The 25578-nt window shown below is 62.0% G+C and carries 27 protein-coding genes and 1 tRNA gene; 15 read left to right on the top strand and 13 right to left on the bottom strand.

All coding sequences use genetic code 11. From position 1 onward, the window contains the following. The first annotated feature begins 42 nt into the window (after positions 1-42). The 10 genes from uvrB to FSY45_RS07005 all read left to right on the top strand — a co-directional run bounded on the left by uvrB (position 43) and on the right by FSY45_RS07005 (position 8995). Complete coding sequence (uvrB, locus tag FSY45_RS07050) at positions 43-2109, top strand: excinuclease ABC subunit UvrB (RefSeq protein WP_012838731.1); 2067 nt, start codon at positions 43-45, stop codon at positions 2107-2109. A 228-nt stretch (positions 2110-2337) separates the two neighbouring features. Next, positions 2338-2874 (top strand): Fe-S cluster assembly transcriptional regulator IscR, encoded by a 537-nt coding sequence (gene iscR / locus FSY45_RS07045; RefSeq protein ID WP_003054211.1) that lies wholly within the window; start codon positions 2338-2340, stop codon positions 2872-2874. 173 nt (positions 2875-3047) lie between these two features. Beyond that, positions 3048-4268: an IscS subfamily cysteine desulfurase gene (locus FSY45_RS07040; protein ID WP_003067577.1), complete on the top strand. Its 1221-nt coding sequence runs from the start codon at positions 3048-3050 to the stop codon at positions 4266-4268. 34 nt (positions 4269-4302) lie between these two features. Continuing rightward, positions 4303-4698 carry a Fe-S cluster assembly scaffold IscU gene (gene iscU / locus FSY45_RS07035; protein ID WP_003054213.1) on the top strand — a complete coding sequence of 132 codons (396 nt, stop codon included), beginning with the start codon at positions 4303-4305 and terminating at the stop codon, positions 4696-4698. A 4-nt stretch (positions 4699-4702) separates the two neighbouring features. After that, a complete protein-coding gene (gene iscA, locus FSY45_RS07030; protein ID WP_003054214.1) occupies positions 4703-5026 on the top strand; it encodes an iron-sulfur cluster assembly protein IscA in 324 nt (107 codons plus the stop codon). A gap of 146 nt (positions 5027-5172) precedes the next feature. After that, positions 5173-5691: a Fe-S protein assembly co-chaperone HscB gene (gene hscB / locus FSY45_RS07025; protein WP_003067580.1), complete on the top strand. Its 519-nt coding sequence runs from the start codon at positions 5173-5175 to the stop codon at positions 5689-5691. A gap of 94 nt (positions 5692-5785) precedes the next feature. Continuing rightward, positions 5786-7645 carry a Fe-S protein assembly chaperone HscA gene (gene hscA / locus FSY45_RS07020; protein ID WP_046460272.1) on the top strand — a complete coding sequence of 620 codons (1860 nt, stop codon included), beginning with the start codon at positions 5786-5788 and terminating at the stop codon, positions 7643-7645. A gap of 15 nt (positions 7646-7660) precedes the next feature. Continuing rightward, positions 7661-7999: an ISC system 2Fe-2S type ferredoxin gene (gene fdx, locus FSY45_RS07015; RefSeq protein WP_003054218.1), complete on the top strand. Its 339-nt coding sequence runs from the start codon at positions 7661-7663 to the stop codon at positions 7997-7999. Positions 8000-8172: 173 nt separating this feature from the next. Then, positions 8173-8904 carry a DNA polymerase III subunit epsilon gene (dnaQ, locus tag FSY45_RS07010; RefSeq protein ID WP_046460225.1) on the top strand — a complete coding sequence of 244 codons (732 nt, stop codon included), beginning with the start codon at positions 8173-8175 and terminating at the stop codon, positions 8902-8904. Positions 8905-8920: 16 nt separating this feature from the next. After that, a tRNA-Val gene (locus FSY45_RS07005) sits at positions 8921-8995 on the top strand. A gap of 215 nt (positions 8996-9210) precedes the next feature. Here the strand turns inward: FSY45_RS07005 and FSY45_RS07000 are convergent. The 7 genes from FSY45_RS07000 to FSY45_RS06970 are packed head-to-tail and all read right to left on the bottom strand — an operon-like array spanning position 9211 to position 15808. Beyond that, complete coding sequence (locus FSY45_RS07000; protein ID WP_046460273.1) at positions 9211-10002, bottom strand: SDR family oxidoreductase; 792 nt, start codon at positions 10000-10002, stop codon at positions 9211-9213. A gap of 5 nt (positions 10003-10007) precedes the next feature. Beyond that, positions 10008-10568, bottom strand: coding sequence for a DUF3833 domain-containing protein (locus FSY45_RS06995; RefSeq protein ID WP_003067589.1), 561 nt, complete (start codon positions 10566-10568; stop codon positions 10008-10010). Further along, positions 10565-11845, bottom strand: coding sequence for an MFS transporter (locus FSY45_RS06990; RefSeq protein ID WP_046460226.1), 1281 nt, complete (start codon positions 11843-11845; stop codon positions 10565-10567). Before FSY45_RS06990 ends, FSY45_RS06995 begins: the two co-directional genes overlap by 4 nt. Positions 11846-11863: 18 nt before the next feature. Continuing rightward, complete coding sequence (locus FSY45_RS06985) at positions 11864-12454, bottom strand: hypothetical protein (protein WP_046460227.1); 591 nt, start codon at positions 12452-12454, stop codon at positions 11864-11866. Next, complete coding sequence (locus FSY45_RS06980) at positions 12451-13725, bottom strand: cyclopropane-fatty-acyl-phospholipid synthase family protein (RefSeq protein ID WP_046460228.1); 1275 nt, start codon at positions 13723-13725, stop codon at positions 12451-12453. Before FSY45_RS06980 ends, FSY45_RS06985 begins: the two co-directional genes overlap by 4 nt. Further along, a complete protein-coding gene (locus FSY45_RS06975; protein ID WP_046460229.1) occupies positions 13722-14474 on the bottom strand; it encodes a DUF1365 domain-containing protein in 753 nt (250 codons plus the stop codon). Before FSY45_RS06975 ends, FSY45_RS06980 begins: the two co-directional genes overlap by 4 nt. Then, entirely contained in the window at positions 14471-15808 is a 1338-nt protein-coding gene (locus FSY45_RS06970) for an NAD(P)/FAD-dependent oxidoreductase (protein ID WP_046460230.1), read from the bottom strand. Before FSY45_RS06970 ends, FSY45_RS06975 begins: the two co-directional genes overlap by 4 nt. A gap of 140 nt (positions 15809-15948) precedes the next feature. Between FSY45_RS06970 and FSY45_RS06965 the strand changes: the two genes are divergently transcribed. Further along, entirely contained in the window at positions 15949-16587 is a 639-nt protein-coding gene (locus tag FSY45_RS06965; RefSeq protein WP_171832524.1) for a TetR/AcrR family transcriptional regulator, read from the top strand. Between the two features lie 82 nt (positions 16588-16669). Here FSY45_RS06965 and FSY45_RS06960 read toward each other — a convergent pair whose 3' ends face one another. From FSY45_RS06960 to msrB, 5 genes are all read right to left on the bottom strand, one after another. Then, on the bottom strand, positions 16670-17359 hold the full coding sequence (locus FSY45_RS06960) for a glutathione S-transferase family protein (RefSeq protein ID WP_003067604.1): 690 nt from the start codon (positions 17357-17359) through the stop codon (positions 16670-16672). After that, a complete protein-coding gene (locus FSY45_RS06955) occupies positions 17337-17831 on the bottom strand; it encodes a nuclear transport factor 2 family protein (protein WP_046460232.1) in 495 nt (164 codons plus the stop codon). The genes FSY45_RS06960 and FSY45_RS06955 overlap by 23 nt, the downstream gene beginning before the upstream one ends. Before the next feature lie 95 nt (positions 17832-17926). Further along, a complete protein-coding gene (msrA, locus tag FSY45_RS06950) occupies positions 17927-18667 on the bottom strand; it encodes a peptide-methionine (S)-S-oxide reductase MsrA (RefSeq protein WP_046460233.1) in 741 nt (246 codons plus the stop codon). A 4-nt stretch (positions 18668-18671) separates the two neighbouring features. Then, positions 18672-20504: a cytochrome c biogenesis protein DipZ gene (locus FSY45_RS06945; RefSeq protein ID WP_046460234.1), complete on the bottom strand. Its 1833-nt coding sequence runs from the start codon at positions 20502-20504 to the stop codon at positions 18672-18674. A gap of 13 nt (positions 20505-20517) precedes the next feature. After that, positions 20518-21009 carry a peptide-methionine (R)-S-oxide reductase MsrB gene (gene msrB, locus FSY45_RS06940; protein ID WP_046460235.1) on the bottom strand — a complete coding sequence of 164 codons (492 nt, stop codon included), beginning with the start codon at positions 21007-21009 and terminating at the stop codon, positions 20518-20520. 164 nt (positions 21010-21173) lie between these two features. On the opposite strand from msrB, the gene FSY45_RS06935 reads away from it, so the two are divergent. Both FSY45_RS06935 and FSY45_RS06930 read left to right on the top strand, forming a co-directional pair. Next, positions 21174-21890, top strand: a complete 717-nt coding sequence (locus FSY45_RS06935; RefSeq protein ID WP_003067613.1) for a response regulator transcription factor — start codon at positions 21174-21176, stop codon at positions 21888-21890. Beyond that, positions 21887-23353 (top strand): HAMP domain-containing sensor histidine kinase, encoded by a 1467-nt coding sequence (locus tag FSY45_RS06930; protein ID WP_003067615.1) that lies wholly within the window; start codon positions 21887-21889, stop codon positions 23351-23353. Before FSY45_RS06935 ends, FSY45_RS06930 begins: the two co-directional genes overlap by 4 nt. Here the strand turns inward: FSY45_RS06930 and FSY45_RS06925 are convergent. Then, a complete protein-coding gene (locus tag FSY45_RS06925) occupies positions 23350-24153 on the bottom strand; it encodes an integrase core domain-containing protein (RefSeq protein ID WP_046460274.1) in 804 nt (267 codons plus the stop codon). The two genes, FSY45_RS06930 and FSY45_RS06925, sit on opposite strands and share 4 nt — an antisense overlap. Positions 24154-24186: 33 nt before the next feature. On the opposite strand from FSY45_RS06925, the gene FSY45_RS06920 reads away from it, so the two are divergent. Continuing rightward, positions 24187-24582: a cytochrome c gene (locus FSY45_RS06920; protein WP_046460236.1), complete on the top strand. Its 396-nt coding sequence runs from the start codon at positions 24187-24189 to the stop codon at positions 24580-24582. A 371-nt stretch (positions 24583-24953) separates the two neighbouring features. Beyond that, positions 24954-25409, top strand: coding sequence for an Lrp/AsnC family transcriptional regulator (locus FSY45_RS06915; protein WP_003062481.1), 456 nt, complete (start codon positions 24954-24956; stop codon positions 25407-25409). Positions 25410-25578: the final 169 nt, after the last annotated feature.

Raw genomic sequence — 25578 nt, 5'->3', positions numbered from 1 at the left:
ATTCTACTCCGCGCTTACCCTATGCGTCATGGACATGAGATCATGCAAGAACAAAATATGAATGCCGAGCCGCAAGGCCGTTTCGTGCAATACCCGGACTCGCCGTTCGAGCTGTTCCAGCCCTATCCACCGGCGGGCGATCAGCCTGCGGCCATCGAAAAACTGGTCGAAGGCGTCAATGACGGCGAGTCTTTCCAGACGCTGCTGGGCGTGACCGGTTCGGGCAAGACCTTCACCATGGCCAACGTGATCGCGCGTCTGGGCAAGCCCGCCATCGTGTTTGCGCCCAACAAGACGCTGGCGGCACAGCTGTACTCGGAGTTCAGGGAGTTTTTCCCGAAAAACGCGGTCGAGTACTTCGTCAGCTACTACGACTACTACCAGCCCGAAGCCTATGTGCCCCAGCGCGACCTGTTCATCGAAAAGGACAGCGCCATCAACGAGCACATCGAGCAGATGCGCCTGTCCTGCACCAAGAGCATCATGGAGCGGCGCGATGTGGTGATCGTGGCCACCGTCTCGGCCATCTACGGCATCGGCGAGCCCGAGAGCTACCACCGCATGATCATGACGCTGCGCGCGGGCGACACGCTCAACCAGCGCGACGCGATCGCGCAGCTGATCCGCATGCAGTACCAGCGCAACGACCAGGATTTCTCGCGCGGCACCTTCCGCGTGCGCGGCGACACCATCGATGTGTTCCCGGCCGAGCATTCTGAGCTGGCCGTGCGCATCGAGCTGTTCGACGACGAGGTCGAGAGCCTGCAGCTGTTCGATCCGCTCACGGGCCGGGTGCGCCAGAACATTCCGCGCTTCACCATCTATCCCAGCAGCCACTATGTGACGCCGCGCGACAAGGTGCTGGCGGCTGTGGAGACCATCAAGGAAGAGCTGGCCGAGCGCCTCAAGCAGCTCGTGGGCATGGGCAAGCTGGTGGAGGCGCAGCGCCTGGAGCAGCGCACGCGCTTCGATCTGGAAATGCTCAGCGAAGTGGGGCACTGCAAGGGCATCGAGAACTACACGCGCCATCTCTCGGCCTCCAAGCCCGGCGATCCGCCCAGCACGCTGACCGACTATCTGCCGCGCGACGCCATCATGTTCCTCGACGAGAGCCATCAGATGATCGGCCAGCTCAACGCCATGTACAACGGCGACCGGGCGCGCAAGACCACGCTGGTGGAATATGGCTTCCGCCTGCCGTCGGCGCTGGACAACCGGCCGCTCAAGTTCGAGGAGTTCGAGCAGCGCATGCGCCAGGTCGTGTTTGTCTCGGCCACGCCCGCCGAATATGAAAAGACTCATGCCGGGCAGGTGGTGGAGCAGGTGGTGCGCCCCACGGGCCTGGTCGATCCCGAAATCGAAGTGCGGCCGGCCATTCACCAGGTCGACGACGTGCTGCAGGAAATCCGCCAGCGCGTGGAGCTGGAGGAGCGCGTGCTCATCACCACGCTGACCAAGCGCATGGCCGAGCAGCTGACCGAATACCTGACCGACAACGGCGTGAAGGTGCGCTATCTGCACTCCGACGTGGATACGGTGGAGCGCGTGGAAATCATCCGCGACCTGCGTCTGGGAGCCTTCGACGTGCTGGTCGGCATCAACCTGCTGCGCGAAGGCCTGGATATTCCCGAGGTCTCGCTGGTGGCGATTCTGGATGCCGACAAGGAAGGTTTTCTGCGTGCCGAACGCAGCCTGATCCAGACCATCGGTCGTGCGGCGCGCAACGTCAACGGCAAGGCGATTCTGTACGCGGACCGCATCACGGAGTCCATGAAGAAAGCCATCGGCGAAACCGAAAGACGCCGCGAAAAACAGATGGCTTTCAATGAAGCCAACGGAATCGTGCCAAAACAGATTGTCAAGAGGGTGAAAGACCTGATTGATGGCGTCTACAGCGAAAAAAGCGGCAAAGAGGCCGAGCGTCTGCAGGAGCAGGCTCTACAACAGGCACGTGTCGAGGATATGTCGGAGAAAGACATCGCCAAGGAGATCAAGCGTCTGGAGAAGCAAATGCTGGAGCACGCGAGGAACCTGGAATTCGAGCAGGCAGCGCGTGTGCGAGACCAGCTTTCACTTCTCAAACAGCAATTGTTCGGGGCGGCGCCGTAGGAATATTTCTTCGCAAATCTCGGGGTTATTAGGTGAGTGCACGCTGTTACCCGACAAAATTGATGGGGAATGTGATATACTCGCCTCAAACACTCAACAACAAACTTCCCTCACAGAAGGGCTCTGAACCTAATCACAGGACGGAGTAAGGGCGGAGACTGTGCTCGTCTAGGTACTGTGACCGGGCGTGCGTTTCTGTAACGAACAATCCTGACTGAAGGAGCTCGTATGCGTCTTACGACCAAAGGCCGCTTTGCGGTCACCGCGATGATCGACCTGGCACTGCGCCAGAACAATGGCCCTGTGACCCTGGCTGCCATCAGCCAGCGTCAGCAGATTTCGCTGTCCTATCTGGAACAGTTGTTTGGCAAGCTGCGTCGCCACGAACTGGTGGAATCCACCCGTGGCCCCGGTGGCGGCTACACGCTGGCCCGTAAGGCAACGGACATCACCGTGGCTGACATCATCGTCTCGGTGGATGAACCTATTGATGCGACCCAGTGCGGTGGCAAGGAAAACTGTCTGGGCGAAGCCGGCCGCTGCATGACCCATGAGCTGTGGGCTGCACTGAATCAGCGCATGGTGGAATTCCTGGACTCCGTCACTCTGCAAAAGCTGGTGGACGAGCAACTGGCCAAGGGCATCCAGATCGAGGACAAGCCCGTGGTGCGCCGCGCCATCTCCACAGCACCCGTGGTCAAGCCCATCCGTGTGAACGCACCGAACTCGGTGTTCGCCCTGGGTAACGCCTTCGCGAAATCCTGATCCGGGGCCGCTTGAGCAGTGCTCGGGCGGCAACCAGATCGGCATGAAGCCCGACTCCGATAGTCAGGGCCTGGATGCATGCATGGCTGTGCGGCATGTTTCTTCGCCCTGATGGCACCACAAGGTGCATCGATTCCTCACGATTTGTCAGCCAAAAACAAGACGAGCCAGTCATGGACATGACCCCGCACTTTCCCATTTATCTCGACTACGGTGCAACCACTCCGGTGGATCCCCGCGTGGCGGACGCCATGATTCCCTGGCTGCGTGAACATTTTGGCAATGCCGCATCGCGCAGCCATGCCTGGGGCTGGGAAGCCGAAGAAGCCGTCGAGAAGGCCCGCAAGCAGGTCGCCGATCTGATTGGCGCCGACCCGCGTGAAATCGTCTGGACCAGCGGCGCGACCGAGTCCGACAACCTGGCCATCAAGGGTGCAGCGCATTTCTACCAGGGCAAGGGCAAGCACCTGATCACCGTGAAGACCGAGCACAAGGCCGTGCTGGACACCATGCGTGAACTGGAGCGCCAGGGCTTTGAAGTCAGCTATCTGGATGTGCAGGAAAACGGTCTGCTGGACATCGAAGTGTTCAAGGCCGCGATCCGTCCCGACACCATCCTCGCCAGCGTGATGGCCGTGAACAACGAGATCGGTGTGGTTCAGGATCTGAACACCATTGGCGCTCTGTGCCGTGAGAAGGGCATCATCTTCCACGTCGACGCCGCTCAGGCTTCGGGCAAGATGGATCTGAACATGCAGACCATGCCCATCGACCTGATGAGCCTGGCTTCGCACAAGACCTACGGCCCCAAGGGCATCGGTGCGCTGTACGTGCGCCGCAAGCCGCGCGTGCGCCTGGAAGCTCAGATGCACGGCGGCGGTCATGAACGCGGCATGCGTTCCGGCACGCTGGCAACCCACCAGATCGTGGGCATGGGCGAAGCCTTCCGCATCGCCAAGGAAGAGATGGCCAAGGATATGGCGCACGCACGTGCACTGCGCCAGCGTCTGCTCGATGGTCTGAAGGACCTGGAGCAGGTGTTCGTGAACGGCGATATGGAGAACGGAGTTCCCCATTACCTGAACATGAGCTTCAACTTCGTCGAAGGCGAGTCGCTGATCATGGGCATCAAGGGTCTGGCCGTGTCCTCGGGTTCCGCCTGCACATCCGCCAGCCTGGAGCCCAGCTATGTGCTGCGTGCCCTGGGTCGCAGCGATGAGCTGGCACACAGCTCCTTGCGCATGACCTTTGGTCGCTTCACGACGGAAGAAGAAATTGACTACGCGATCAAGTCGATCCGCGAAAACGTGCTGAAGCTGCGCGAGCTGAGCCCTCTGTGGGAGATGTACAAAGACGGCATCGACCTCAGCACTATTCAATGGGCTGCACACTAAGCATAGATTACAAAGAGTTCAAGAGGTAGACACCATGGCTTACTCCGAAAAAGTTGTTGACCACTATGAAAACCCCCGCAACGTGGGCTCGTTCGACAAGAGCGATGACTCCGTGGGCACGGGTATGGTGGGTGCGCCCGCTTGCGGCGACGTGATGAAGCTGCAGATCAAGGTCAATCCTGCCACTGGCGTGATCGAAGATGCACGCTTCAAGACCTATGGCTGCGGCTCTGCCATCGCCTCGTCTTCGCTGGTGACCGAATGGGTCAAGGGCAAGACGCTGGATGAGGCTGCCGCCCTGAAGAACAGCCAGATCGCCGAAGAACTGGCGCTGCCACCGGTCAAGGTTCATTGCTCCATCCTGGCTGAAGACGCCATCAAGGCTGCTGTGAACGACTACCGCGCAAAGCGCACGGCGACGGAAGCCTAAGGCCATGGCCATCTCAATGACCGAGGCGGCTGCCCGTCATGTGAACCGCTATCTTTCGCGTCGCGGCAAGGGGATTGGCGTGCGCCTCGGCGTGAAGACCACGGGCTGTTCCGGCTTGGCCTACAAGCTGGAGTATGTGGACGAAGTCCAGCCCGATGATGTGGTGTTTGAAGACCACGGCATCAAGGTGCTGATCGACCCCAAGAGCCTGGCCTATATCGATGGCACGGAACTGGATTTTGTGCGCGAAGGCCTGAACGAGGGCTTCAAGTTCCACAACCCCAACGAGCGTGATCGCTGCGGTTGTGGCGAGAGCTTCAGGATTTGACTCCCCCTGAGTCGCTTCGCGCCTTCCTCCCAAGGGGACGACACCTTCGCTGCGAGGCGGCTCTTGCTCGGTGTCCCTGGCGTGTGTAGCGCCCAAGCGTAAGAACGGAACCGCCTCAGTGCTGCTGCAGGCGGTTTTTTAATGCCATGAATCTGCAATCTGACGACTTTGAATTGTTTGGCCTGCCGCGCAAGTTTGCGCAGGAGCGCAGCCAGATCGACGCACGCTGGAAAGAGCTGCAGCGTGAAGCACATCCAGACCGCTTTGCCGCCCAGGGCGCAGCGGCGCAGCGCGTGGCCATGCAATGGTCGGTGCGCATCAACGAGGCCTATCAGCGCCTCAAGGACCCGCTCAAGCGCGCGGCCTATCTGTGCGAGCTGGCGGGAGCACCAGTGCGGGCCGAAGACAACACGGCCATGCCTGCGGCATTTCTGATGCAGCAGATGGAGTGGCGCGAAGCGCTGGAAGACGCTGCCAGCGAGCAGGAGCTGGATGCTCTGGAGGGCGAGATGCTCGCTGCCAAAAAGCAGATGCTTGGCGAATGCGGTCGTCTGCTGGACGAGGCTGGCGATGCCGCCGCTGCCGTGCAGCAGGTGAGAGCCCTCATGTTTGTTGCGCGATTTGCGCAAGATGTGGATCGCCGTCGCGATCAACTGGGACAATAAGAGCCAGAGCAACGCGCTGTGCCCTAGGCACGCAGCGTATCCACCTTGAGCGGGCCAGCCACGCTGGCCTCTGATGTTTCAAAAGAAGAATTTCATGGCGCTTTTGCAGATTTCCGAGCCCGGCCAATCCCCCGATCCCCACCAGCGACGCATTGCTGTAGGTATCGACCTGGGCACCACGCATTCTCTGGTCGCTGCAGTGCGCAACGGCGTGGCCGAGTGCCTGCCCGACGATCAGGGGCGTGTGCTGCTGCCATCGGTGGTGCGTTACATGGAAATGGGCCGCCGACAGATCGGTTTTGATGCCAAGGCCGCGCAGGCGCAGGATGCCGCCAACACCATCAGCTCGGCCAAGCGCTTCATGGGGCGAAGCCTGGCCGATATCGAATCGCCTGAGAAGCTGCCTTATCGCTTCAAGACCGATGACAGCAGCGTCATCTCTGTCGAAACCGTGGATGGTGCCAAGACGGCCGTGGAAATCAGTGCCGAAATTCTGGCGACCTTGCGTTTCCGCGCCGAAGACACGTTTGACGACGATCTCTATGGTGCAGTCATCACCGTGCCTGCGTATTTTGACGATGCTCAGCGCCAGGCCACCAAGGATGCAGCCAAGCTGGCAGGCATCAACTTGCTGCGCCTGATCAACGAACCCACGGCAGCAGCCATTGCCTACGGTCTGGACAACGCGGCAGAGGGCGTCTACGCCGTCTACGATCTGGGTGGCGGCACCTTCGATATCTCGGTGCTGCGTCTTGCACAGGGTGTGTTCGAAGTGATCGCCACAGGTGGTGACTCGGCATTGGGCGGCGACGACTACGATGACGCGCTGGCGGCCTGGGTGGCGGAAAAGACCGGCACGCAGCTGGAGTCGGCAGCAGACAAGACCGCCTGGCGTATTGCCGCGCGCCATTGCAAGCAGGCCCTGACTGAATCAGAAGTTGTAGCGTTTACCGCTGATATTTCCTCGGGTTCAGTGTCTTTTGATGTCAAGCGTGAGGAATTCATTGCGCTGACTGCTCACTTAACCAGCAAGAGCCTTGCTGCTGTGCGCCGCGCGCTCAAGGATGCAGACCTGGGCCGCGATGAGGTGCAGGGCGTGGTCATGGTCGGCGGCTCCACCCGCATGCCCCAGATTCGCCAGGCCGTGGCCGACTTCTTCGGCAGCGAGCCGCTGACCAATCTCAACCCTGACGAAGTGGTGGCCCTGGGCGCTGCCATTCAGGCCAATCAGCTGGCCGGCAACAATACCGCCGGCGACCTGCTGCTGCTGGACGTGATTCCGCTGTCGCTGGGTGTGGAAACCATGGGCGGCCTGTCCGAGCGCATCATCACGCGCAACGAGACCATTCCCACGGCTCGTGCGCAGGATTTCACGACCTACAAGGACGGCCAGACCGCTCTGGCCATTCACGTGGTGCAAGGCGAGCGCGATCTGGTGGCGGACTGCCGCAGCCTGGCGCGTTTCGAGTTGCGCGGCATTCCGCCCATGGCTGCCGGTGCGGCGCGCATCCGCGTGACCTTCACGGTCGATGCCGACGGCCTGCTGTCCGTCAGCGCCAAGGAGCAGACCAGCGGCGTCGAAGCACATATCAATGTCAAGCCTTCCTACGGCATTTCCGATGACCAGATCGCCCAGATGCTGCAGGACGGTTTTGCCACGGCCCAGGAAGACATGAAAGCCCGCGCCCTGGTCGAGGCCCGCGTGGATGCCGATCGCATGCTGCTGGCCACGCAGAGCGCGCTGGACGTGGATGGGGATGTGCTCAGCGCCGAGCAGCGCGACAGCATCGACGGCCTGATGACAGTGCTACGCGCGGCCGTCGCCAGCGATGATCCGGCCGTCGTGGAGGGCGCAACACAGGCCCTGGCCAAGGGAACCGAGTCGTTTGCGGCCGAACGCATGAATCGCAGCATCCAGCAGGCGCTGGCTGGCAAGAGTGTCAACACCATTTAATTCATAAACAGAACAATGCCCATTATCAAAATTCTTCCTCACGCCGAGTACTGTCCCAATGGCACGGAAATCGAAGCTCCCGTCGGCACTTCGATCTGTGAAGCCATGCTGGACAACGGCATCAATATCGAGCATGCCTGTGATATGAGCTGTGCCTGCACGACTTGTCATGTCATCGTCAAGGAAGGCTTCAACTCCCTGAACGAGGCGGAGGAAGAGGAAGAAGACCTGCTCGACAAGGCCTGGGGTCTGCAGCCTCAGTCGCGCCTGTCCTGCCAGGCGATTCTGGCGCGCGAGAATGTGACGGTGGAGATCCCCAAGTACTCCATCAATCACGCCAAAGAGAATCATTAAGCACCCCCTGAGGCGCTTTGCGCCTTCCCCCTCTCTCTACGCGCTTCGCGCTAGGGGAGGGGGACGACACCCTCGGTGCGCGGCGGCGCTTCCTCGGTGTCCTGGCTTTGGTGCGCGCTTGTTTTAGAAATTGTTGGGCGATGTGAGCGCCGCAGGTAATTGGGAGAAATTGAATGTCGCGCCAAATTGTTCTGGATACGGAAACGACCGGCCTGTCGGCCATCGATGGCGATCGTCTGATCGAGCTGGGCTGCGTGGAGCTGGTCAATCGCAAGCTCACCGGCAACAATCTGCATCTGTACTTCAATGCGGGTCGGGACAGCCATCCAGATGCCTTGCGCGTGCACGGCATCACCACGGAGTTCCTCAAGGACAAGCCGCGCTTTGAGGAAAAGATCGACGAGATCTGGGAGTATCTGCAGGGGGCAGAGCTCATCATCCACAATGCGCCGTTCGACCTGGGCTTTCTGAACAACGAGCTCAAACTGGCCAAGCGCCCGCCACTCAAGCAGTGCGTGGGCGGAGTCCTCGACACCCTGGTCATGGCCAAGGAGATGTACCCGGGCAAGCGCAACTCGCTGGACTCGCTCTGCGATCGCCTGGGTGTCGACAATTCCAATCGCACGCTGCACGGTGCTTTGCTGGATGCGGAGCTGCTGGCGGATGTCTACATCAATCTCACGCGCGGGCAAGATGCCTTGCTCATGACCGAGGAGCCGGCAGATGCTCCGGCGGCTGGAGCGATTGTCGTTCCCTTGGTGGACCTGAGCAGCTTCAAGTTGCCAGTGCTGCGCGCCAATGAGCAGGAGCAGCAATCCCACGACGATGTGCTCAAGCAGATGGATAAATCCAGCGGTGGCAAGACTGCCTGGCGCAACTTTGAAAATGTGAGCGCCAATCCTTGATATAATCACGCCTATCGGGTGATTAGCTCAGCGGTAGAGCACTGCCTTCACACGGCAGGGGTCACATGTTCGATCCATGTATCACCCACCAGATAGCAAGCCCTCTTGAATCACTGATTCAAGAGGGCTTTTTGTTTCGGGCTGCGGGTCGCATTCATCCTGTTGATGCATGCCGAGCTGCTTCAGACCTGTGGTGTTCGGGCTCGCGTGCGAGCCATTGGAACCTGGCGGGCGCCGTGTGCCCAAGAGCATGACTCAGTGGCAGAGCGTTTGCTCAGCCTCAGCAGCTCGCGCAGGACCAGGCAGTCAGTTGCCGGTGATGCGGCGCACAGCCAAGAAGTACCAGGCATCGGGGAGGCAGCGCAGCAGACGCATCCAGCGGGTGAAGCGTCGCGGAAAATTCATCTCGAAACGTCCCTGGGCCCAGCCTTGCAGCATATGCTGGGCGGCCTCGTCGGCATCGATCAGTGCGGGCATGCTGAATTGGTTCTGCGCCGTCAGCGGTGTATCGACAAAGCCGGGGTTGATGATGGATACGCCCAGCCCCCGGTCGTGCAGGTCCAGATAGAGGTTTTCGGCCAGGTTGTTGAGTGCTGCCTTGGTCGGGCCGTAGGCAAGGGACATCGGCAGCCCGCGATAGCCGGCCACCGAGCCGACCAGTGCCAGATGGCCTTGCCCCGCCGCAAGCAGCATCGGAAGCACGGCATCGAGCAAATGCAGGGCGCCGCCATAGTTCACGGCCAGGTGGCGCTGCATTTCGGGGAGCTCGAACTCCGTGGCGCGTTGGGGCTTGTAGCAGCCTGCGCAATAGAGAATCAGGTCGGGAGCCTTGCCGCAATGAACCTGCACCTCCCGGGCTGCAGCAGTCACGGCAGCGGCGTCGGTCACGTCCAGTGGCAGGGCCAGACAGCCGTCGTGGCTGCGCACGAAATCCTGCAGCGCGTCGCCTTGGCGCGCAGAGACGATCAACCTGGCTCCCTGCCTGTGCAGCGCGTCGGCCGTGGCCCGACCTATGCCCGAGGATGCTCCCAGAATCCAGGCCGAGCGACCCTGCCAGTCGCGCAGTGGCGGGTTCAGCCGTGCACAGAGCAGCGACATGATCTTCACTCCTTGACGATGGCAAGTGTCACATCGCCCAGATGCAGGCCCAGCTTGCTCATGGCGGTGCGGTTGAGCAGGGTGCGTCCGTCGATTAGGAACATCCAGTCATCCATGCTGACATTCCAGACTCTTCCATTCACGGGCAGGGCCAGCACATAGCTCCAGTGGATGGCATTGCCAGCGCTTAGGCCCTGGGCTTCGCCCACCACGTCGTCGGCGCGGCCGCTGTAGCGCCCGTCGCCCAGATGGCGGAGATGCCAGACGCGTTGCTGCGTGCTGCCGTCGCTGTAGACAAAGTGCTCGTCCAGCGTGCCCTCGTCACCCTTCCAGCTCCCTGTCATGCGCACGGTGAAGCGCTTGACAACCTTGCCCGAGCGGTCCGTGAACATGCCGTGCGCCGTCAGCGGCCCGTTGAAATACTGGCGCAGGTCCAGTTGCGGCTGCTCCCTGGCATAGTCCTGCACGGAAGGCCCGGCGCAGCCCGCAAGGCTCAACGCCAATGCCGCGCCCAGGAAGGCACGCCGCAGCGGCGAATACGAGGTGGAACGGATGATGTGGCTCATATGTGCCTCCAGGAAGAATGCAGACGCTCGGCGCGCCAGAGCAGGGTCGCTGCTGCGAGCTTGAGCAGGCAGGGCAGGCCACCATAGGCCCAGGCCAGCGCCTGCAGGCCTGCGGGCTCGCTGGCACCGCTGCGGTAGCCGGCTGCTGACAGCAGCGGCAGGGCCAGGCCCGCCGCCAGGGCCAGGTTGAACTTGGTGGCGCAGGTCCACCAGCCCAGGTAGCGGCCTTCGCTGCGGCCGCCTTCGCCGGATTCGTGAATCACGCCTGTGAGCAATGCACTCGGCAGGGCCAGATCCGCGCCCAGGGCCAGACCGCTGGCCAGGCAGATCACGGCAAAAGCCATTCTGTCGCCTTCGCCCAGCCAGGGCGTGAAGCCGAAGGCCAGCACGCTGGCCAGCATGCCGGCCCGCCAGCTGGGTGCCAGACCCCAGCGTGCAACGGCTTTTACCCACAGCGGCAGGCCCAGGGCCGCAGCGCCGAAGAAGCAAAGCAGCAGTACCGGCTGCAGTTCCGAGGCCTGCAGCCGGTCTGCCACGAAGAAAGGCAGCAGGGTGGCGGGAATGGCGGCAGCCACCCCGTTGACCATGAAGATGGCCAGCAGCCGCCTGAAGCCTGCATTGGCCCATGGCGAGCTTGCAGGCCCGGTCACGGACTGCGGTTGTTGTTGTGGAACCGGAGTCTTGAGCCGCAACAGGCCGGTCAGGCCCAGTGCCAGGCCCAGGGCGAGAAAGCCTGTGGTCGCATCCAGTCCCAGCCAGGCCGGCAGCACGCTGGCCAGCAGCACGCCGGCCAGCGTGGCGCCCTCGCGCCAGGCCGTGACGCGGGCACGCCAAGCGGGTTGACCGCCCCAGCGCGTGCCCCAGGCCTGGTGGAGAATGGTGACGAAGCTGTAGGCCAGCGTGCAGGCCAGCAGGCTGCAGGCCAGCCAGCCCAGCATGGCGGCCTGGCCACCGCGCGGCGGATGCCACAGCGCCCAGAAGCCCAGCGCCATCAACAGGCTGGCCAGCGCCGCCGCGCACCATGCTGGGCGTGTACCCCCGCGCAGCAGCCTGTCGGCCTGGCGGCCGATGGCGGGGTCTAGCAGGGCGTCGAAGGCCCGTGTGGCCAGCAGCACGGAGCCCAGTCCCGCCAGCGGAGCGCCCGCCACGCTGGCGTAGTGGTAGGGCAGGTTCACATACAGCGGCAGGGACACAAAGGCCAGCGGCGTAGCCAGAGAGCCATAGGCCAGCCCTGTGCGCCAGGGTAGCGTGGGGGCTGCGGCAGCGGGCGTGGCCATGACAGGGTCCGTTGGTGCTCAGCCCAGGCCCAGCAGCGAACTGCGCATGGCAGGGGCAGAAGTCTGTGGCGACAGCCAGATGCCGAAGAACAGGCGTGCATACTCTGCATCGCGCAGCTGCGCGGTCTGGCGGCCGTTGTGGAAGAAGCGCACCTCGCCCTGGCCGTCGTTCAGGCCCAGCAGCCGGTCCTGGGTCCGTACATCGGGGAAGGCCTGTTTCATCAGCTCCAGCCATTGCCGAGCCTGCTCCCCGGTGAAGCTGCCTACCCTGCGCATTTCGGCGATGGAGCGCTCGGCAATGGCCATGCCTTCGAGCTTGCGGTCATAGACCAGCTCCAGCGCAAAAGGATGGCGGGCGTAGTCTTCGAGAGAGAAGCCGGGAGCGGCCCACAGCCTCGCCTCGTAGACACGCAGCCCGAAGAAGCGCAGCACGCCCGTGCCCACCAGGCGCGCGGCCGGTAGGGCACTGCGCAGCTCGGCTGGAAGGTCTGCAGTAGGGGTCATGGCGTGGGTCAGGTTGGACATGGCGGTCAGTGAAGGTGCAAGAGCGCAGGCAGCGCCCCAGGCCAAGGCCTGGCGGCGGTGTGCGCGGGGTTGAGGTGCGGTCATGGCAGAGGCCTGCGCAGGGTGAACTGGACGACATCAGTGTTGCCGGTGTCGAAGGCCGCTTCGCAATAGGCAAGGTAGAAGCGCCAGATGCGCACAAAGCGCTCGTCAAAGCCCTGGGAGCGAACGGCGTCGAGTTGGTGCTCGAAGGACTGGCGCCAGCGGCGCAGCGTTTCCGCATAGTCGCGGCCGAAAGCCATGCGGCGCTCCACCACCAGGCCGGCACGCCGTGCTTCCTGCTCGAAGGCCGGGATGCTGGGCAGCAGGCCGCCCGGGAAGATGTACTGCTGTATGAAGTCGGTGGAGCGCAGATAGCGCGCGAACAGGTCCTCGCGCAGCGTGATGGTCTGTATGCAGGCCAGGCCGCCGGGTTTGAGGCAGTCGCGCAGTATCTGAAAGTAGCCGCGCCAGTATTCGCGGCCCACGGCCTCGAACATTTCGATGGAGACGATGGCGTCGAAGGGCTCGCCTGCATGCCGCGCGGGCAGGTCGCGGTAGTCCTGGTAGCGCAGCTCCACGGCATCGCCCAGGCCGGCCTGCAGCATGCGGCGCTGCCCCCAGGCCAGCTGCTCGCGCGACAGCGTCACGCCCGTGACGCGGGCGCCGAACTCGTGCGCCGCAGCCTCGGCCAGGCCACCCCAGCCGCAGCCGATTTCCAGCAGGCGCTGGCCGGGCTGCAGACTCACCTCGTTCAGCGTGCGCCTGAGTTTGGCCTGCTGGGCGTCCTGTAGGTTGGCGTGGTGCAAGGCCTCGCCCGTGCGGCCCTCGAACCAGGCTGCGCTGTAGCTCATGCCGGGGTCCAGCCACAGGCGGTAGAAATCATTGCCAAGGTCGTAGTGAGCATGGATGTTCCTGGCGCTGCCGGCTCGCGTATTGCGTTGCAGCAGGTGACGCAGGCGGTAGCCCAACCGGCCCCACCAGCTGCCGTAGATCAGGCTTTGCACATGATCGCGGTTGGCCATGCACAGCCGCAGCAGCGCAGCCAGGTCGGGGCTGTCCCATTCGCCGGCGATATAGCCTTCGGCCAGGCCGATGTCGCCCGACTTCAGGGTGCGCTCCAGAGCCTGCCAGTCATGCAGCACGCAGTGCGCGTCGGCGGGGCCGGGCGCAGAGCGAGGCGGTGGCAGGTGCAGTAGCCGGCCATCGGGCTGCTGCAGGTCCAGGTGACCGTGCGGCAGACGTTCGAGCAGATGGAGCACACGGCGGGCCTGCGCAGGCGTGCGGCGCGGCGCTGCGGCGGTGGAGCTCAGCAGGGGGGCGGCAGTGGTGTTCATCGTGTGACGAAGCGTTTGGGCTTTGAGGGTTTGCCATGGAAAGGCAGGCGCTTGGCCCAAAGGCGCAACGCCTGCCAGTGGATGCGGGAGATCACGCCCAGTGTCATCAAAGGGGTGCCGAAGAAGGCGCGGCGCACGGTGGCGGCGTTCAGCGTCTGCAGCACGCCGCCCACGCTGGTCTGCAGCAGCGGGCCGTCATCGTCATGCAGGTCCACGCGCGTCAGGGTGCGGTCCTCGCTGCGCTCGAAGCGAAAGCGGTACTCCCCGTGCACTTCGCAGAACGGCGAGACATGGAATTGCTTGCGCGCCACCTGCTCACGGCCCCAGCCCAGCTCCGGCCCGGCCAGAAGATAGGCATGGCGCTCGCCAAAGGTGTTGTTGACCTCGGCCAGCACGGCGGCCAGCGAACCATCGGCACGGTGCGCATACCAGAAGCTCACGGGCTTGAACACGTAGCCCAGCACGCGCGGGAAGGTGTGCAGCCAGACTTCGCCGTCGGCATCGTCAATGCCTTCGCTGTGCAGCAGTTGCTCGAACCAGGCCAGGGCATCGGAGCTGCCCTCGCCGTGGTCGCTGTCGTGAAAGCTGATCCAGCCCAGCCGGTTGCGCTGCAGCACTGCATCCGGCCGTGCGCGCAGGCTGCGCATGGGGAGCATGAGGAAGTAGCTCGGGTAGCGAAAGGCATGCTCTAGCGGCCGCAGGCGACGGTGCCAGACATGACCGAAGCCGATGAGGGGGCGGGCGTTCATGCTGCCCCCTTGATGGCAGGGCTGGCGGACAGGACGGGCAAGACGTCCAGCAGGCCATCGGCCGCATCGAGTCCCGAACGCAGACCATCTTCGTGAAAGCCGTAGCCACACCATGCTCCGCAGAACCAGGTCCGGTGCTGGCCTTGCAGGGTGACCACCTGGCTCTGGGCCTCGATGGCGGCCAGATCGAACACCGGGTGGCTGTACTCGATGCGCGCATGGACCTGGCTGTCGTCAATCGGGCGCACCGGGTTCAGCGAGACCATCACGGGCTGTTGCCAGGGCAGGGGTTGCAGGCGGTTGAGCAGGTAGTGCAGGCAGACGCCGGCCTGATTCCCTCCTGCATCTGCCGCGCGTTCGTAGTTCCAGGCGGCCCAGGCTGCTTGACGGCGCGGCAGCACGCTGGCATCGGTGTGCAGCACGGCCTGGTTGGGCTGGTAGCGGATGGCGCCCAGCACGCTGCGCTCCTGGGGCGTGGCATCGCTGCCCAGCAGACGCAGGGCCTGGTCGCTGTGGCAGGCCAGCACCACGGCGTCGAACTGCTCCGTGCCATGCGCCATCTGCAGCAACACGCCATGTTCCACGCGGCGCAGGCCCAGCACGGGCGTGTTCAGACGGGCCTCGTGGCGGCCATCGTGCTGCAGCGCGGCCAGCATGCGCCGCACATACTGGCGCGAGCCGCCCCGCACGGTGTACCACTGGGGCCGGTCCGTGATCTGGGTCAGGCCATGGTTGTGGCAAAAGCGGATCAGCGTGGCCACAGGAAAGCGCAGCATCTGGTTCGTCGGGCATGACCAGATGCAACCCATCATGGGCAGAAGGTAGTCCTGCCGGAAGGCGGTGCCGAAGCCGTGTTCATCCAGAAAGACTTTGATGGAGCTGCGCAGCCGCGCTTCATCGCCTTCCTGCGCAATGCGTGTGGCCAGCCGATTGAAGCGCAGGATTTCGGCCAGCATCTTCAGAAAACGGGGGCGCAGCAGATTGCTGCGCTGGGCGAACACGCCACTCAGCGAGCTGCCGCTCCATTCCAGACCCGCTTGCCCGTCTGCCTGAGGGACCTGTACCGAGAACGACATCTCGGCTGGCGCCGTGGGTACCTGCAGTTCATCTAATAAACGGGTCAGCAGCGGATAGGTGCGGTGATTGAACACCAGGAAACCCGTGTCCACGCCCTGGCTCACGCTGCCCAGCGTCAGATCGACGGTGTTGGCATGGCCGCCGAAATGGCTGCCTGCCTCCAGCAGGGTCACCCCATGCCCGCTCGGCGCACTGGCCAGACGCCACGCTGCGGCCAGACCCGCAATCCCCGACCCGATGACTGCTATGCGATGCATGGGAGCGTCCTTCCTGGTTGAATCGAGTAGCTGGACCATAAAGATCAAACTGTGAACTGATTAGTTCAAACTATAAACCAAACATTTCAACTTTGCACTATCTAGTATTTGGCGTGGCCTATCAGGTCTAAAATATGTCCATGACAAGCCGCTCCTCCATCAAACAGCAGATACAGCGCGTGCGTGAGCAAGCCATCGTGGCTGCCGTCAACCGGCTGCTGGCCACCAAGGGCTATGACGCCATGACGGTGGACGAGGTCGCGGCCGAAGCCGGCATGGCCAAGGCCAGTCTCTACAAGCTGTTCACTTCCAAGGAAGAGCTGGCGGGAGCCGCCATGGTCGGCGTGCTGGACCGAGCCCTGGCCTTCGTGGACGGCCTACGCGACCAAGCCAGCCAGGTGGCCGAGGCCGGTGTGCCCACGCGCCCGCTGGACCAGCTCAAGGCCGTGACGCGCTGGGCCATGCAGACACAGCTGGAGGGTGAAATGCCTTCCCTGCCGGCGCAGAACTCGAATCTCAGCGCCTCTTTGCAATCCAACGATGCCTATATGGATCGGTTGATTGCCCTGAGCAACCGGCTCAGCATCTGGATCACCGAGGCCCAGACCAGCGGCCAGCTGCACGCCGCGCTGCCCCCCGAACTGGTGCTGTATACCCTGTTCGCACGGGCTTGCGATCCCGTCGTGGCCCTGCTCAAGGAATCGGGCCAGTACACGCATGTGCAGATCATTGATTGGGTGACGAGCACCACTTTTGACGGACTGGCTGCGGCGGGTTGACGGGGCGGCGTAAGCAAATACGCCAAGTCCTAGCGCACTCGAAACGAGCAAACAGCGCTGTTTGGAGAAGTCTGTTTCCGGCTCAGGATTGCATGATGACCGGCCCGCCCTTGCTCAAGGCTCGCTGGTATGCCGCACGCTCATGCATGCGCTGGCGATAGGCGATCAGATGAGGCCAGGCGTTCTCGTTTTCGCTGCGGACCAGAGCCGCTTCAACGGCAAAGCTCATCTGGAAGTCGGCCACGCTCAAGTGCTCGCCGGCAAACCAGCGATGCTTTGCCAGATGCTCATCCATGAAGGCCAGCGCGGTCTGCACATTGGGCGCAACAAGTGTTTGCTGGACCCGGCGGCACAGAGCGCGGGCGATGGGACGCACGAAAAACGGCATGGGCTGGCGAGGGATGGTGTCGAAAACCAGTTTCATCAGCAGCCAGTTCATCAGCGAACCCTCGGCATAGTGCATCCAGAAGCGGCACTCACGGTATTCTTTCGTACCGCGCAGGGGCTCAAGGTGAGAAAGCTCCGAAGGCGCCTGATGGCCATAGCGCTCAGCCAGATACTCGATGATTGCACCTGATTCGGCGACAACAATGTCCTCATCGGTGATCACTGGCGATTTGCCCAGAGGATGCACGCGCTTGAGCTCCGGTGGCGCCAAGCGGGTGCCGGGGTCGCGCTGGTAGCGACGCAGTTCGTAAGGAACACCGAGCTCCTCAAGCAACCAGAGTATGCGCTGCGAGCGCGAAGTTTCAAGGTGATGAACGGTGAGCATGGGGCGTCTTCCTGGAAGCAGAACCTGCTTTGCGCAGCCAGCGCATCAAGAATCCAAGCAGTGGCAGCTTTTCATAAAGTTCTTCGGCCGCATCCCAGTAATCGCGATGCTGGCAGACAAGACCTTGTGCATCGAAACTCAATAAGGTTGCGCCACGAATGCATTGCTCGGAGTCGGGCCGCCTGCGTCGAAAGCGAAAGTGAAACTCCCAGGCCAGGAAAGCCTGCCGGCCCTGTACCAAACGCTCGGTGACGACAAAGCGCGGCTCTTGCAGCGTGTCGAACATATGGGCGAATATGCCGGCGATGGCTGTCACACCACGCACTTCATTGAAGGGGTCCTTGAAGTGCGCATCACTTGCGTAATAGCTGTCGAGTCGCTGCAGGTGGCCAGGGGTCAGTTGTTCGTACAGCTGGACAAGCCGCTCAACTGCAGCAGCAACATCGGTTGAGGAGGAGGGGCTTTGCTGCATGCATCAAATTGTAGGCAAACTGCTCCGCATCCCCGTGGCGGCTGCGCCACGGCTGTCCTTCAGACTAGCCTTGCCAGGCTTCCAGTGTCGGACTGCTACGGGTGCGTTTTCTTGGTCAGCACCGGTTCGCTCCGGTAGAGGTCCGGGAAGAAGCGCTTGAGGTTGTTCACCTTGGGAATATCGTTGAAGACGATATAGGGGTGGTGCGGGTTTTCGGTCAAGAAGTCCTGGTGGTAGAGCTCGGCCGGATAGAAGCTGGCCTTGTCCTCGAGGCGGGTGACTATGGGTTTGGGATACAGGCGCGCTGCATCGAGCTGCGCGACGTAAGCCTGCGCTGTCTTGAGCTGGGCCGGGCTGGTCGTGAAAATTGCAGAGCGATATTGCGTTCCTGTGTCCGGACCCTGTCGGTTGAGCTGGGTGGGGTCGTGGACGACAGAGAAAAATATCTGCAGCAGCTTTCCATAGCTCACCTGGGTCGGATCGAAGGTGATCTCGACCGATTCTGCATGGTCGGTATTGCCGCGGCTGACCAGCTCGTAGGAGGCGGTGGATGCAGCACCTCCGCTATAGCCGGAGACTGCGCGTTGCACGCCCTTGACGTGCTGGAATACGCCTTGTACTCCCCAGAAGCAGCCGCCGGCAAAGATTGCACGTTGCGGGGACGGTCCGGTGGCCGGGAGGTCCAGGACAGGGGCAGGAAGGCGAACCGCTTCTTCGGCCGAGAAGGCCATTGGTTGCCAGAGCAGTCCGCCGCCCAGCAAAACGATGCTGCCGGCCAGTGTCTGGAGCAGGCCGCGCCGATTCAAGGCGGCCCCTGGGATGATGTGTGTGTTCATATGGCTATCCGAAAGTGAAGGCATAGGCGGAAACGCCGCTGTCCAGGAACTCGATGCTGAAGGTGTGCTCGGTAATGACTCCGGATTGGCGCACCAGCTGGTAAAGCCGCTGGCCGGTGACAGTGCCGCTGCCGTCGGCGGCCACGTCCACGCCGTGGGCGGTGCCGGGTGGTTTGCCGTCAATGCGGACCTTGAAGCGCACGGGCTTTCCGTCAGGGCCGGGGCTCAGCACCAGGTGTAGGTCACGCGCCTTGAACCGGTAGACGATGCTGCCTGATGGACCGGTCAGCAAGGCGCTTTCCGCTCCAACCATCCATTGCCCGGCAAGGCCCCAGGTGTTCAGCCTGGGCCGTTCCGGTTCCCGATACGTTGCCGTCCTGTCGGGAACGGCTTTGGGTGTGGAGAGAAAGTTCTCGGCACGCTCATAACCCAGATAGGTTTCGGGGGACGCGACCTCATCCATGTTGGCGGCCAGTTGAACGCCCCCGGCATCTACCTCCGTCAGGCCCATGGTTGACTGGGAGCTGCCCGCCTCTTGGAGAAGCTGTTGTATCACCCGCTCCGACTCGGCGTAGCCGCCTTCGCCAAAGTGGTGGTGGCGGATGCGTCCCGTGGCATCGATGAAGTAGTGAGCAGGCCAATACTGGTTCTTGAATGCGCGCCAGATTGCATACTGGTTGTCAACGGCCACCGGATAGTTGATGCCCAGGTCTTTCATGGCCTTGCTCACGTTGCCTATGTCGCGCTCAAAGGCGAACTCGGGGGCGTGCACACCGACCACGATCAGACCTTGATCACGGTATTTTTCTGCCCATGCCTTCACATAGGGAAGGGTGCGCAGGCAGTTGATGCAGGAGTAGGTCCAGAAATCCACCAGCACCACCTTGCCACGCAGGTCTTGCCCGCTCAGAGGCTTGGAGTTGAGCCATTGGGTTGCCTCGCCCAGCGATGGTGCGATGCCTTCATCGGGCAGTGCAGGGGCTTTATTCGATGGTCCGCTCATGCGCATTGCGGCTCCTGCAGACATCATGGCGGCTCCCTCAGCGGGTGCCTGGGATGCTCCCCGCATCATCGTGCCCGGATTGCCGCGCATGGTCGTGGGGTCTTCTCCATGAGGCTGGTTCAGGCGCTCGACCAGTTTCTGCTCCAGGCCGCCGGTGGATGCCGTTGACAGTCGAGCCAGTACGCCGGTATCGATCCCCAGGGCGATGGCGGCCACGCCCGCGAGCATGGCTGCACCGAGGCCGCGACGTACCCATTCACCGGCACCCAGCGAACGCTTGAGCGCGGCAAATACCCGTCCGCCGAGCAGCAAAGCCGCAGCCATGGAAGTCGCAGCCCCGGCGGCATAGGCCAGAAGTAGCAGGGTCGAGGTGGTGTTGGCGCCCTGCAGGGCGGCACCGGTCAATATCAGTCCCAGGATGGGCCCGGCACATGGAGCCCATAGCAGCCCTGTTGCGATTCCCAGCAACACCGAGGAAGCCATCTTCGGTGTACCGTCTTGCTGCACCGACTCGGACAGGCGCGATCCGGCAGTCACCAATGGGCGGGTCAGCCTCTCCGACAGATGCGGTAGCAGCAGTGTCAGCCCGAAAACGGCCACCAGAGCCAGTGCCAGCCAGCGGCCATACTGATTGGCAGCCACCACCCAGCCGCCGCCGACGGCGGCGAGAGAGGCAACGATCGCAAAGGTCAATGCCATGCCTGCCAGCAATGGCAGGCCGTTGCGCACAAAGGGCTGGTTCGCGCGAGAGAACACAAAAGGCAGCACGGGCAGGATGCAGGGACTGACGATGGTCAGCACACCACCCAGATAGGCAAGGACGATCAGCAGCATGGCCTGTTTCTCCTCAGGCCGGCCTGGGCGTGAAAGCCAAGGCCAGGCCGTTCATGCAATAGCGCAGACCTGTGGGAGGCGGCCCGTCTTCGAAGACATGGCCGAGATGGCCGCCACAGCGCCGGCAGTGCGCTTCGACACGCACCATGCCGTAGCTTCGGTCCTTGCGGGTGGCGACGGCGTTGTCCAGCGGCTTCCAGAAGCTGGGCCAGCCGGTGCCGCTGTCGAACTTGGTGGAGGAGGCAAACAAGGGCAAGGAACAGCCTGCGCAGGAAAATGTTCCAGGACGATGCTCCTTGTTGAGCGGGCTGCTGCCGGGCGGCTCCGTCGCCTCCTGGCGCAGCACCGCATATTGCTGAGGGCTGAGCCGTGCACGCCACTGGGCGTCGGTATAGCTGACTTCGAAGGTCTCTGTCGCTGCAGTCGCGTGGCGCTGGAAGATTCCGGTGGCAAGCGCTGCACAGGAGGCTGCTGCGCCCAGCAGCATATGGCGTCGGGTGGTCATGGCATCGGCTTTCTGGGTTCGATGACATTGAGCTTATGGAGTGGCGATCCCGAAGTCCTCACGCAAAGTTAAAAAAAACGTGATAACTCCCCGCGAGCAGTTTGAGCACAATATGAAAGTACGCGGTTCTGCATCGACCGTCCCTCCCGGAGACCTGATTACCCATGACTAACGTCCGTCGCATTCTGCTGGTCGAGGACGATGCCCACATCGCCGATCTGCTTTCGCTCCACCTTCGGGACGAGGGGCTGGAGGTCGTGCATTGCGCCCGCGGCGACGACGGCCTCGCGCATCTGGAGCGCGGAGGCTGGGATGCGCTGGTGCTGGATCTGATGTTGCCTGGCGTGGATGGCTTGGAGATATGCAGGCGTGCGCGTGCCATGACCCGCTACACGCCGATCATCATCATCAGTGCTCGCTCCAGTGAGGTGCATCGCATTCTGGGGCTGGAGATCGGCGCGGACGACTATCTGGCCAAGCCGTTTTCCGTTCTGGAACTCGTGGCACGGGTGAAGGCTCTGCTGCGCCGGGTCGATGCTCTGGCTCAGAGTGCGCGCCTGGAATCCGGCAGCCTGTCGGTCAATGGGCTGGTCATGGACCCGGTGGCGCGGGAGGCCAGTCTGAGCGGGCGTCGTCTCGATCTCACGCCGCGCGAGTTCGATCTTCTGTATTTCTTTGCCCGCCAGTCGGGCAAGGTGTTCTCGCGCATGGACCTGCTCAATGCGGTCTGGGGCTATCAGCACGAGGGCTACGAGCACACCGTCAACACCCATATCAACCGGCTTCGCGCCAAGGTGGAGCTCAATCCAGCACAGCCGACGCGGATCCTCACGGTTTGGGGGCGCGGCTACAAGTTCGCTGAAACTGGAGAGAGCGAATGAACCTGACTCTGACCCAGCGGCTGGCGATCGTGTTTGCCGTGTTGCTACTGGTCTGCAGCGGTACCTCGGCCTGGCTGCAGCTTCGCTCCAACCGCATGCATGAGCTGGAAGTGGTGCAGGCCTTGTCGCGCGATGTCGCCGAGAGTATTGCCCGCGATGCCCAGCTGACCGATGCGAATGGCTTGATGCCTAACGCGGTGCGAAATCTTTTCAACCAGCTGATGATGGTGAACCCGAGTGTGGAGGTCTATCTGCTGGAGCCCGACGGCCGCATCGCCGGCCACGCGGCACCCGAGGGGCGTTTGCGTCGCGACCGGGTCGATCTTGAGCCGGTGCATCGATTTATCGATGGACAGATGCTGCCGATTCTGGGCGATGATCCGCGCAGCCGCGATGGCCGCAAGGTTTTCAGTGCGGCCCCTTTGAGCGTGAGCGGGCGGCAAGTCGGCTTCATCTATGTGGTGTTGCTTGGCGAGGCCCATGATCTTCTTGCTGCCAGAGGCTCGGCAGATGCAGTGTTGAAGACGGCACTGCTGTCGATTGGCATGGTCGGGCTGCTCTGTCTCGCTGCGGGCCTTGTCGCCTTCACCTTGATCACGCGTCCCTTGCGGCGTCTGACCGAGTCGGTTCGGCAGTTTGACATGCATGGCGCTCCCCCCGAGATGCCGGAACGCTCCCCGGATGTGGCCAATCACAGCCGTGACGAGATTGCAGTGCTGGACGCTGCCTATCGGCAGATGGTGCTGCGCATCAGCGAGCAATGGGAAGCTCTCACGCGGCAGGATCAGGAGCGCAGGGAATTGATCGCGAATATTTCCCACGATCTGCGCACACCGCTGTCATCCTTGCATGGGTATCTGGAGACCTTGCTTCTGAAGGATGCAAGCCTGGAGCCTGCAGAGCGTAGGCGCTACCTTGGCATTGCGCTCGACCAGAGTCGAAGAGTAGGGGCCCTGTCCCAAAGCCTGTTCGAGCTGGCCAGACTGGAATACGGCTTTGTGCAACCGGAGCTCGAATCATTCTCTCTGGTTGATCTGGTGCAGGACGTTTTTCAGAAGTTCGAGCTTGCGGCAGAGTCGCGTCATATTGCCCTGCAGGCGGACCTTGCTCCTCAACTTCCGGCAGTTCGTGCGGATCTGGGAATGATAGAGCGCGTCCTGAGCAATCTGCTGGATAACGCCTTGCGCTATACCCCCGAAGGCGGGGCGATCAGGATAGCCATAAGAGCAGTGGGCCAAGAGCTGGAGGTGACGATCAGTGACTCCGGCCCGGGCATCCCGCCAGAGTTGCGCGAAGGCCTGTTCAGGCGTCCATTTACCGTAGGTGGTGCCCGCCGTGACGGTGGCCTGGGCCTGAGAATCGTGCATCAGATGCTGGAGCTGCATGGAGTCTCCATTCATCTTGTCGAGAGTGGCGGACAGGGCACCACGTTCCGGTTTTCATTGCCACGGGCTCCCGCTTAGATGTTCAGTCCCACAGTGAGATGGTGCGGATGAAGTCTAAAGCGACTTGGATCTTTTTCCCACGCCTCGCACATCGCACGGAATGGTGTCTTCCACCTGAGCGCTTTCAAGTGCTTGCCGAAGTTGTAGCTTTGACCAAATGCCTGGACATGCTCCCGTAGCTGCTCCAGGCCCTCGTACTCATACGCCTTGATCGTGGATTCCTTGATGGTCCGGTTCATGCGATCGACCATGCCGTTAGTCCAAGGGTGGTACGGCTTGGTATGTCGTTTCTCGATTCCATTGAACTTGCAGATGCGTTCAAAGATGTGATCGATGCATGTGTCGGTGACGCCACCTTTGAAGCGTTCTTGCCCTGTGAAGGCCATGCCGTTGTCCGTCAGAACGGTATGTATGCGGTACGGGAAGGCCACAAGCACCTGCCGAAGGAACTGCGCTGCGTTGGCTTTCGTGGCCCTGTCAAAGAACGCAACATGCGTAAACTTTGTGACGCGGTCTATGGCAACAAACATGTGCTGTCTGCCGCTGGAGATCTTCATTTCGGCGTTGTCGATGTACACGAAGCCCAGCGTCGTTTCTTCAAACTTTCCGCGCCTTCGCGGCACCTGCATTGCTGGCTGTCGACTGATTCCGTGACGCTGCAGGCATCGATGCAAGGCGCTGCGGCTGAGCTTGGGTGCCGTCTCCAGGAGCTGCCCCATGAGATCGTCCAGCGACAGATGCCCTTGCTTGCGTAATGCAATTGCCAGATGTTCTTGCTCTTGAGAAAGATGCTGGCTTGCTCTGTCCCGAAGACCCATGGGCTCATCGAGCACCGAGGTGCGCGCACGCACTTGGCCACGGCCAAGCTGCTGAAATCCGCGTCTCCCGACATGCCTTTGGGTGCTCGCCTGTATCTCGACAATTGCGCCGCCTGTCACTTTGTCAGTGGCAAGGGCGCTCCCGAGATCTTCCCCGAGCTGCAAGGCAATGCCATGGTGCTGGGCAAGGATGCCAGCCCGCTGGTATCGGTGATTCTCAAGGGCGCTTCATCGCCCGCTACGGAGCGCCGTCCCATGCATCTGGTGATGCAGGACTATGCCGACCGCCTTACCGACGGTGAGGCGGCCGCACTGGCCACCTTTCTGCGCACGGGCTGGGGCAACCAGGCTTCGGATGTGAGCGAAAGTCTGGTTAGCAAGGTGCGCAAGCATGTGCAAGTCGATGCTGCTCCGCCGCGAGCCCTGTAGACAGCATGAGCGTCCGCCAGGTGCCTTGTGCGCCGGGCCGGCTCCCGAAAACCCGGCCCGATGGAAATCCGGCCGGGTTTTTTCATGCCGCTGTCGTTTGCCGGAGTGACTGAGCAGTCCAAATATCAACAGGCCGCACCACTGTGCTTAAGTGATGCGGCCTGTTGCATATGCGTATTGCGGATCAACCAACCGGATGCTGACGGTAAACGGCGCGGTATGTTGAATGGTTTTGCTGCGTCGGTAAACGTGCTTCCATGGACTCAAGTGTGCATGTTGCAGTGCAGAAAATGTTGCTTCAAATTCTGTAAATACAGTGTTGCTACAGAAAATTTTTCTGTTTTTGAATTTTTAGCGGTAAATTCCAAGATATGGATACTCTGGATAAAAAGATTCTTGCTGCATTGCAGGCTAACGCGCGCGCCAGTCTGCAGGAGATTGGCGCGGCCGTGGGTCTGAGTGCATCACCATGCTGGGCACGCATCAAGAAGATGGAGGAGGCCGGCGTGATCGAGGGCTATACCGTGCGTCTGAACCCGCAGGCGCTGGGACTGGCCGATTCGGTTCTGGTCATGGTCACGCTGGACAGCCACTCGGACAACACGCTGGAGAAGTTCGGCGAGGTGCTGGCCACCATTCCCGAGGTAGTGGAGGCGCATCTGGTTTCGGGCGAGTACGATTATCTGCTGCGTATCGTTGTCAAGGACACGCGCGATTACGAGCGCCTGCTGCGCGAAAAGCTCTACAAGATCAAGGGCATACGTCATAGCCAGTCCAGCTTTGTGCTGCGCACGCTGAAGAAGGCCGACCTGCCCCTGGGAGTGTGAAGCAGCATCGCTCTAAGCGGTGCCAGGTGTGGCTGAAGTCATTCAGGTTTCAACTCTCATCGAGACCTGGATGCAGACCGGATCGCTGGCCGCGTTGGCCCATCTGGGGGGCTGCGCGGCGGATGTGATGGAGGAACGGATGAAGCTGATTCGGTGCCTGGGCACCGCG

This window comes from Comamonas sp. Z1 (assembly GCF_008121555.1).
Lineage (GTDB): Bacteria > Pseudomonadota > Gammaproteobacteria > Burkholderiales > Burkholderiaceae_C > Comamonas > Comamonas thiooxydans.
Note: the sequence above shows the minus strand (reverse complement) of the source record. Positions and strands in the feature narration are given on the sequence as shown.

Excerpts from the sequence above, each read along its gene's own strand:
- uvrB (WP_012838731.1), top strand. The coding sequence starts at position 43 with ATGCAAGAACAAAATATGAATGCCGAGCCGCAAGGCCGTTTCGTGCAA.
- FSY45_RS06990 (WP_046460226.1), bottom strand. The coding sequence starts at position 11,845 with ATGGCCACGCCCGCTGCCGCAGCCCCCACGCTACCCTGGCGCACAGGG.
- FSY45_RS06980 (WP_046460228.1), bottom strand. The coding sequence starts at position 13,725 with ATGAACACCACTGCCGCCCCCCTGCTGAGCTCCACCGCCGCAGCGCCG.
- FSY45_RS06935 (WP_003067613.1), top strand. The coding sequence starts at position 21,174 with ATGACTAACGTCCGTCGCATTCTGCTGGTCGAGGACGATGCCCACATC.
- FSY45_RS06965 (WP_171832524.1), top strand. The coding sequence starts at position 15,949 with ATGACAAGCCGCTCCTCCATCAAACAGCAGATACAGCGCGTGCGTGAG.
- iscR (WP_003054211.1), top strand. The coding sequence starts at position 2,338 with ATGCGTCTTACGACCAAAGGCCGCTTTGCGGTCACCGCGATGATCGAC.
- FSY45_RS06970 (WP_046460230.1), bottom strand. The coding sequence starts at position 15,808 with ATGCATCGCATAGCAGTCATCGGGTCGGGGATTGCGGGTCTGGCCGCA.
- FSY45_RS06955 (WP_046460232.1), bottom strand. The coding sequence starts at position 17,831 with ATGCAGCAAAGCCCCTCCTCCTCAACCGATGTTGCTGCTGCAGTTGAG.
- FSY45_RS06995 (WP_003067589.1), bottom strand. The coding sequence starts at position 10,568 with ATGAGCCACATCATCCGTTCCACCTCGTATTCGCCGCTGCGGCGTGCC.
- FSY45_RS06930 (WP_003067615.1), top strand. The coding sequence starts at position 21,887 with ATGAACCTGACTCTGACCCAGCGGCTGGCGATCGTGTTTGCCGTGTTG.
- dnaQ (WP_046460225.1), top strand. The coding sequence starts at position 8,173 with ATGTCGCGCCAAATTGTTCTGGATACGGAAACGACCGGCCTGTCGGCC.
- FSY45_RS06960 (WP_003067604.1), bottom strand. The coding sequence starts at position 17,359 with ATGCTCACCGTTCATCACCTTGAAACTTCGCGCTCGCAGCGCATACTC.
- msrB (WP_046460235.1), bottom strand. The coding sequence starts at position 21,009 with ATGACCACCCGACGCCATATGCTGCTGGGCGCAGCAGCCTCCTGTGCA.
- msrA (WP_046460233.1), bottom strand. The coding sequence starts at position 18,667 with ATGAACACACACATCATCCCAGGGGCCGCCTTGAATCGGCGCGGCCTG.
- FSY45_RS07000 (WP_046460273.1), bottom strand. The coding sequence starts at position 10,002 with ATGTCGCTGCTCTGTGCACGGCTGAACCCGCCACTGCGCGACTGGCAG.
- hscB (WP_003067580.1), top strand. The coding sequence starts at position 5,173 with ATGAATCTGCAATCTGACGACTTTGAATTGTTTGGCCTGCCGCGCAAG.
- FSY45_RS06915 (WP_003062481.1), top strand. The coding sequence starts at position 24,954 with ATGGATACTCTGGATAAAAAGATTCTTGCTGCATTGCAGGCTAACGCG.
- FSY45_RS06925 (WP_046460274.1), bottom strand. The coding sequence starts at position 24,153 with ATGGGTCTTCGGGACAGAGCAAGCCAGCATCTTTCTCAAGAGCAAGAA.
- iscA (WP_003054214.1), top strand. The coding sequence starts at position 4,703 with ATGGCCATCTCAATGACCGAGGCGGCTGCCCGTCATGTGAACCGCTAT.
- FSY45_RS06975 (WP_046460229.1), bottom strand. The coding sequence starts at position 14,474 with ATGAACGCCCGCCCCCTCATCGGCTTCGGTCATGTCTGGCACCGTCGC.
- FSY45_RS06985 (WP_046460227.1), bottom strand. The coding sequence starts at position 12,454 with ATGACCGCACCTCAACCCCGCGCACACCGCCGCCAGGCCTTGGCCTGG.
- iscU (WP_003054213.1), top strand. The coding sequence starts at position 4,303 with ATGGCTTACTCCGAAAAAGTTGTTGACCACTATGAAAACCCCCGCAAC.
- FSY45_RS07040 (WP_003067577.1), top strand. The coding sequence starts at position 3,048 with ATGGACATGACCCCGCACTTTCCCATTTATCTCGACTACGGTGCAACC.
- FSY45_RS06945 (WP_046460234.1), bottom strand. The coding sequence starts at position 20,504 with ATGCTGCTGATCGTCCTTGCCTATCTGGGTGGTGTGCTGACCATCGTC.
- fdx (WP_003054218.1), top strand. The coding sequence starts at position 7,661 with ATGCCCATTATCAAAATTCTTCCTCACGCCGAGTACTGTCCCAATGGC.
- hscA (WP_046460272.1), top strand. The coding sequence starts at position 5,786 with ATGGCGCTTTTGCAGATTTCCGAGCCCGGCCAATCCCCCGATCCCCAC.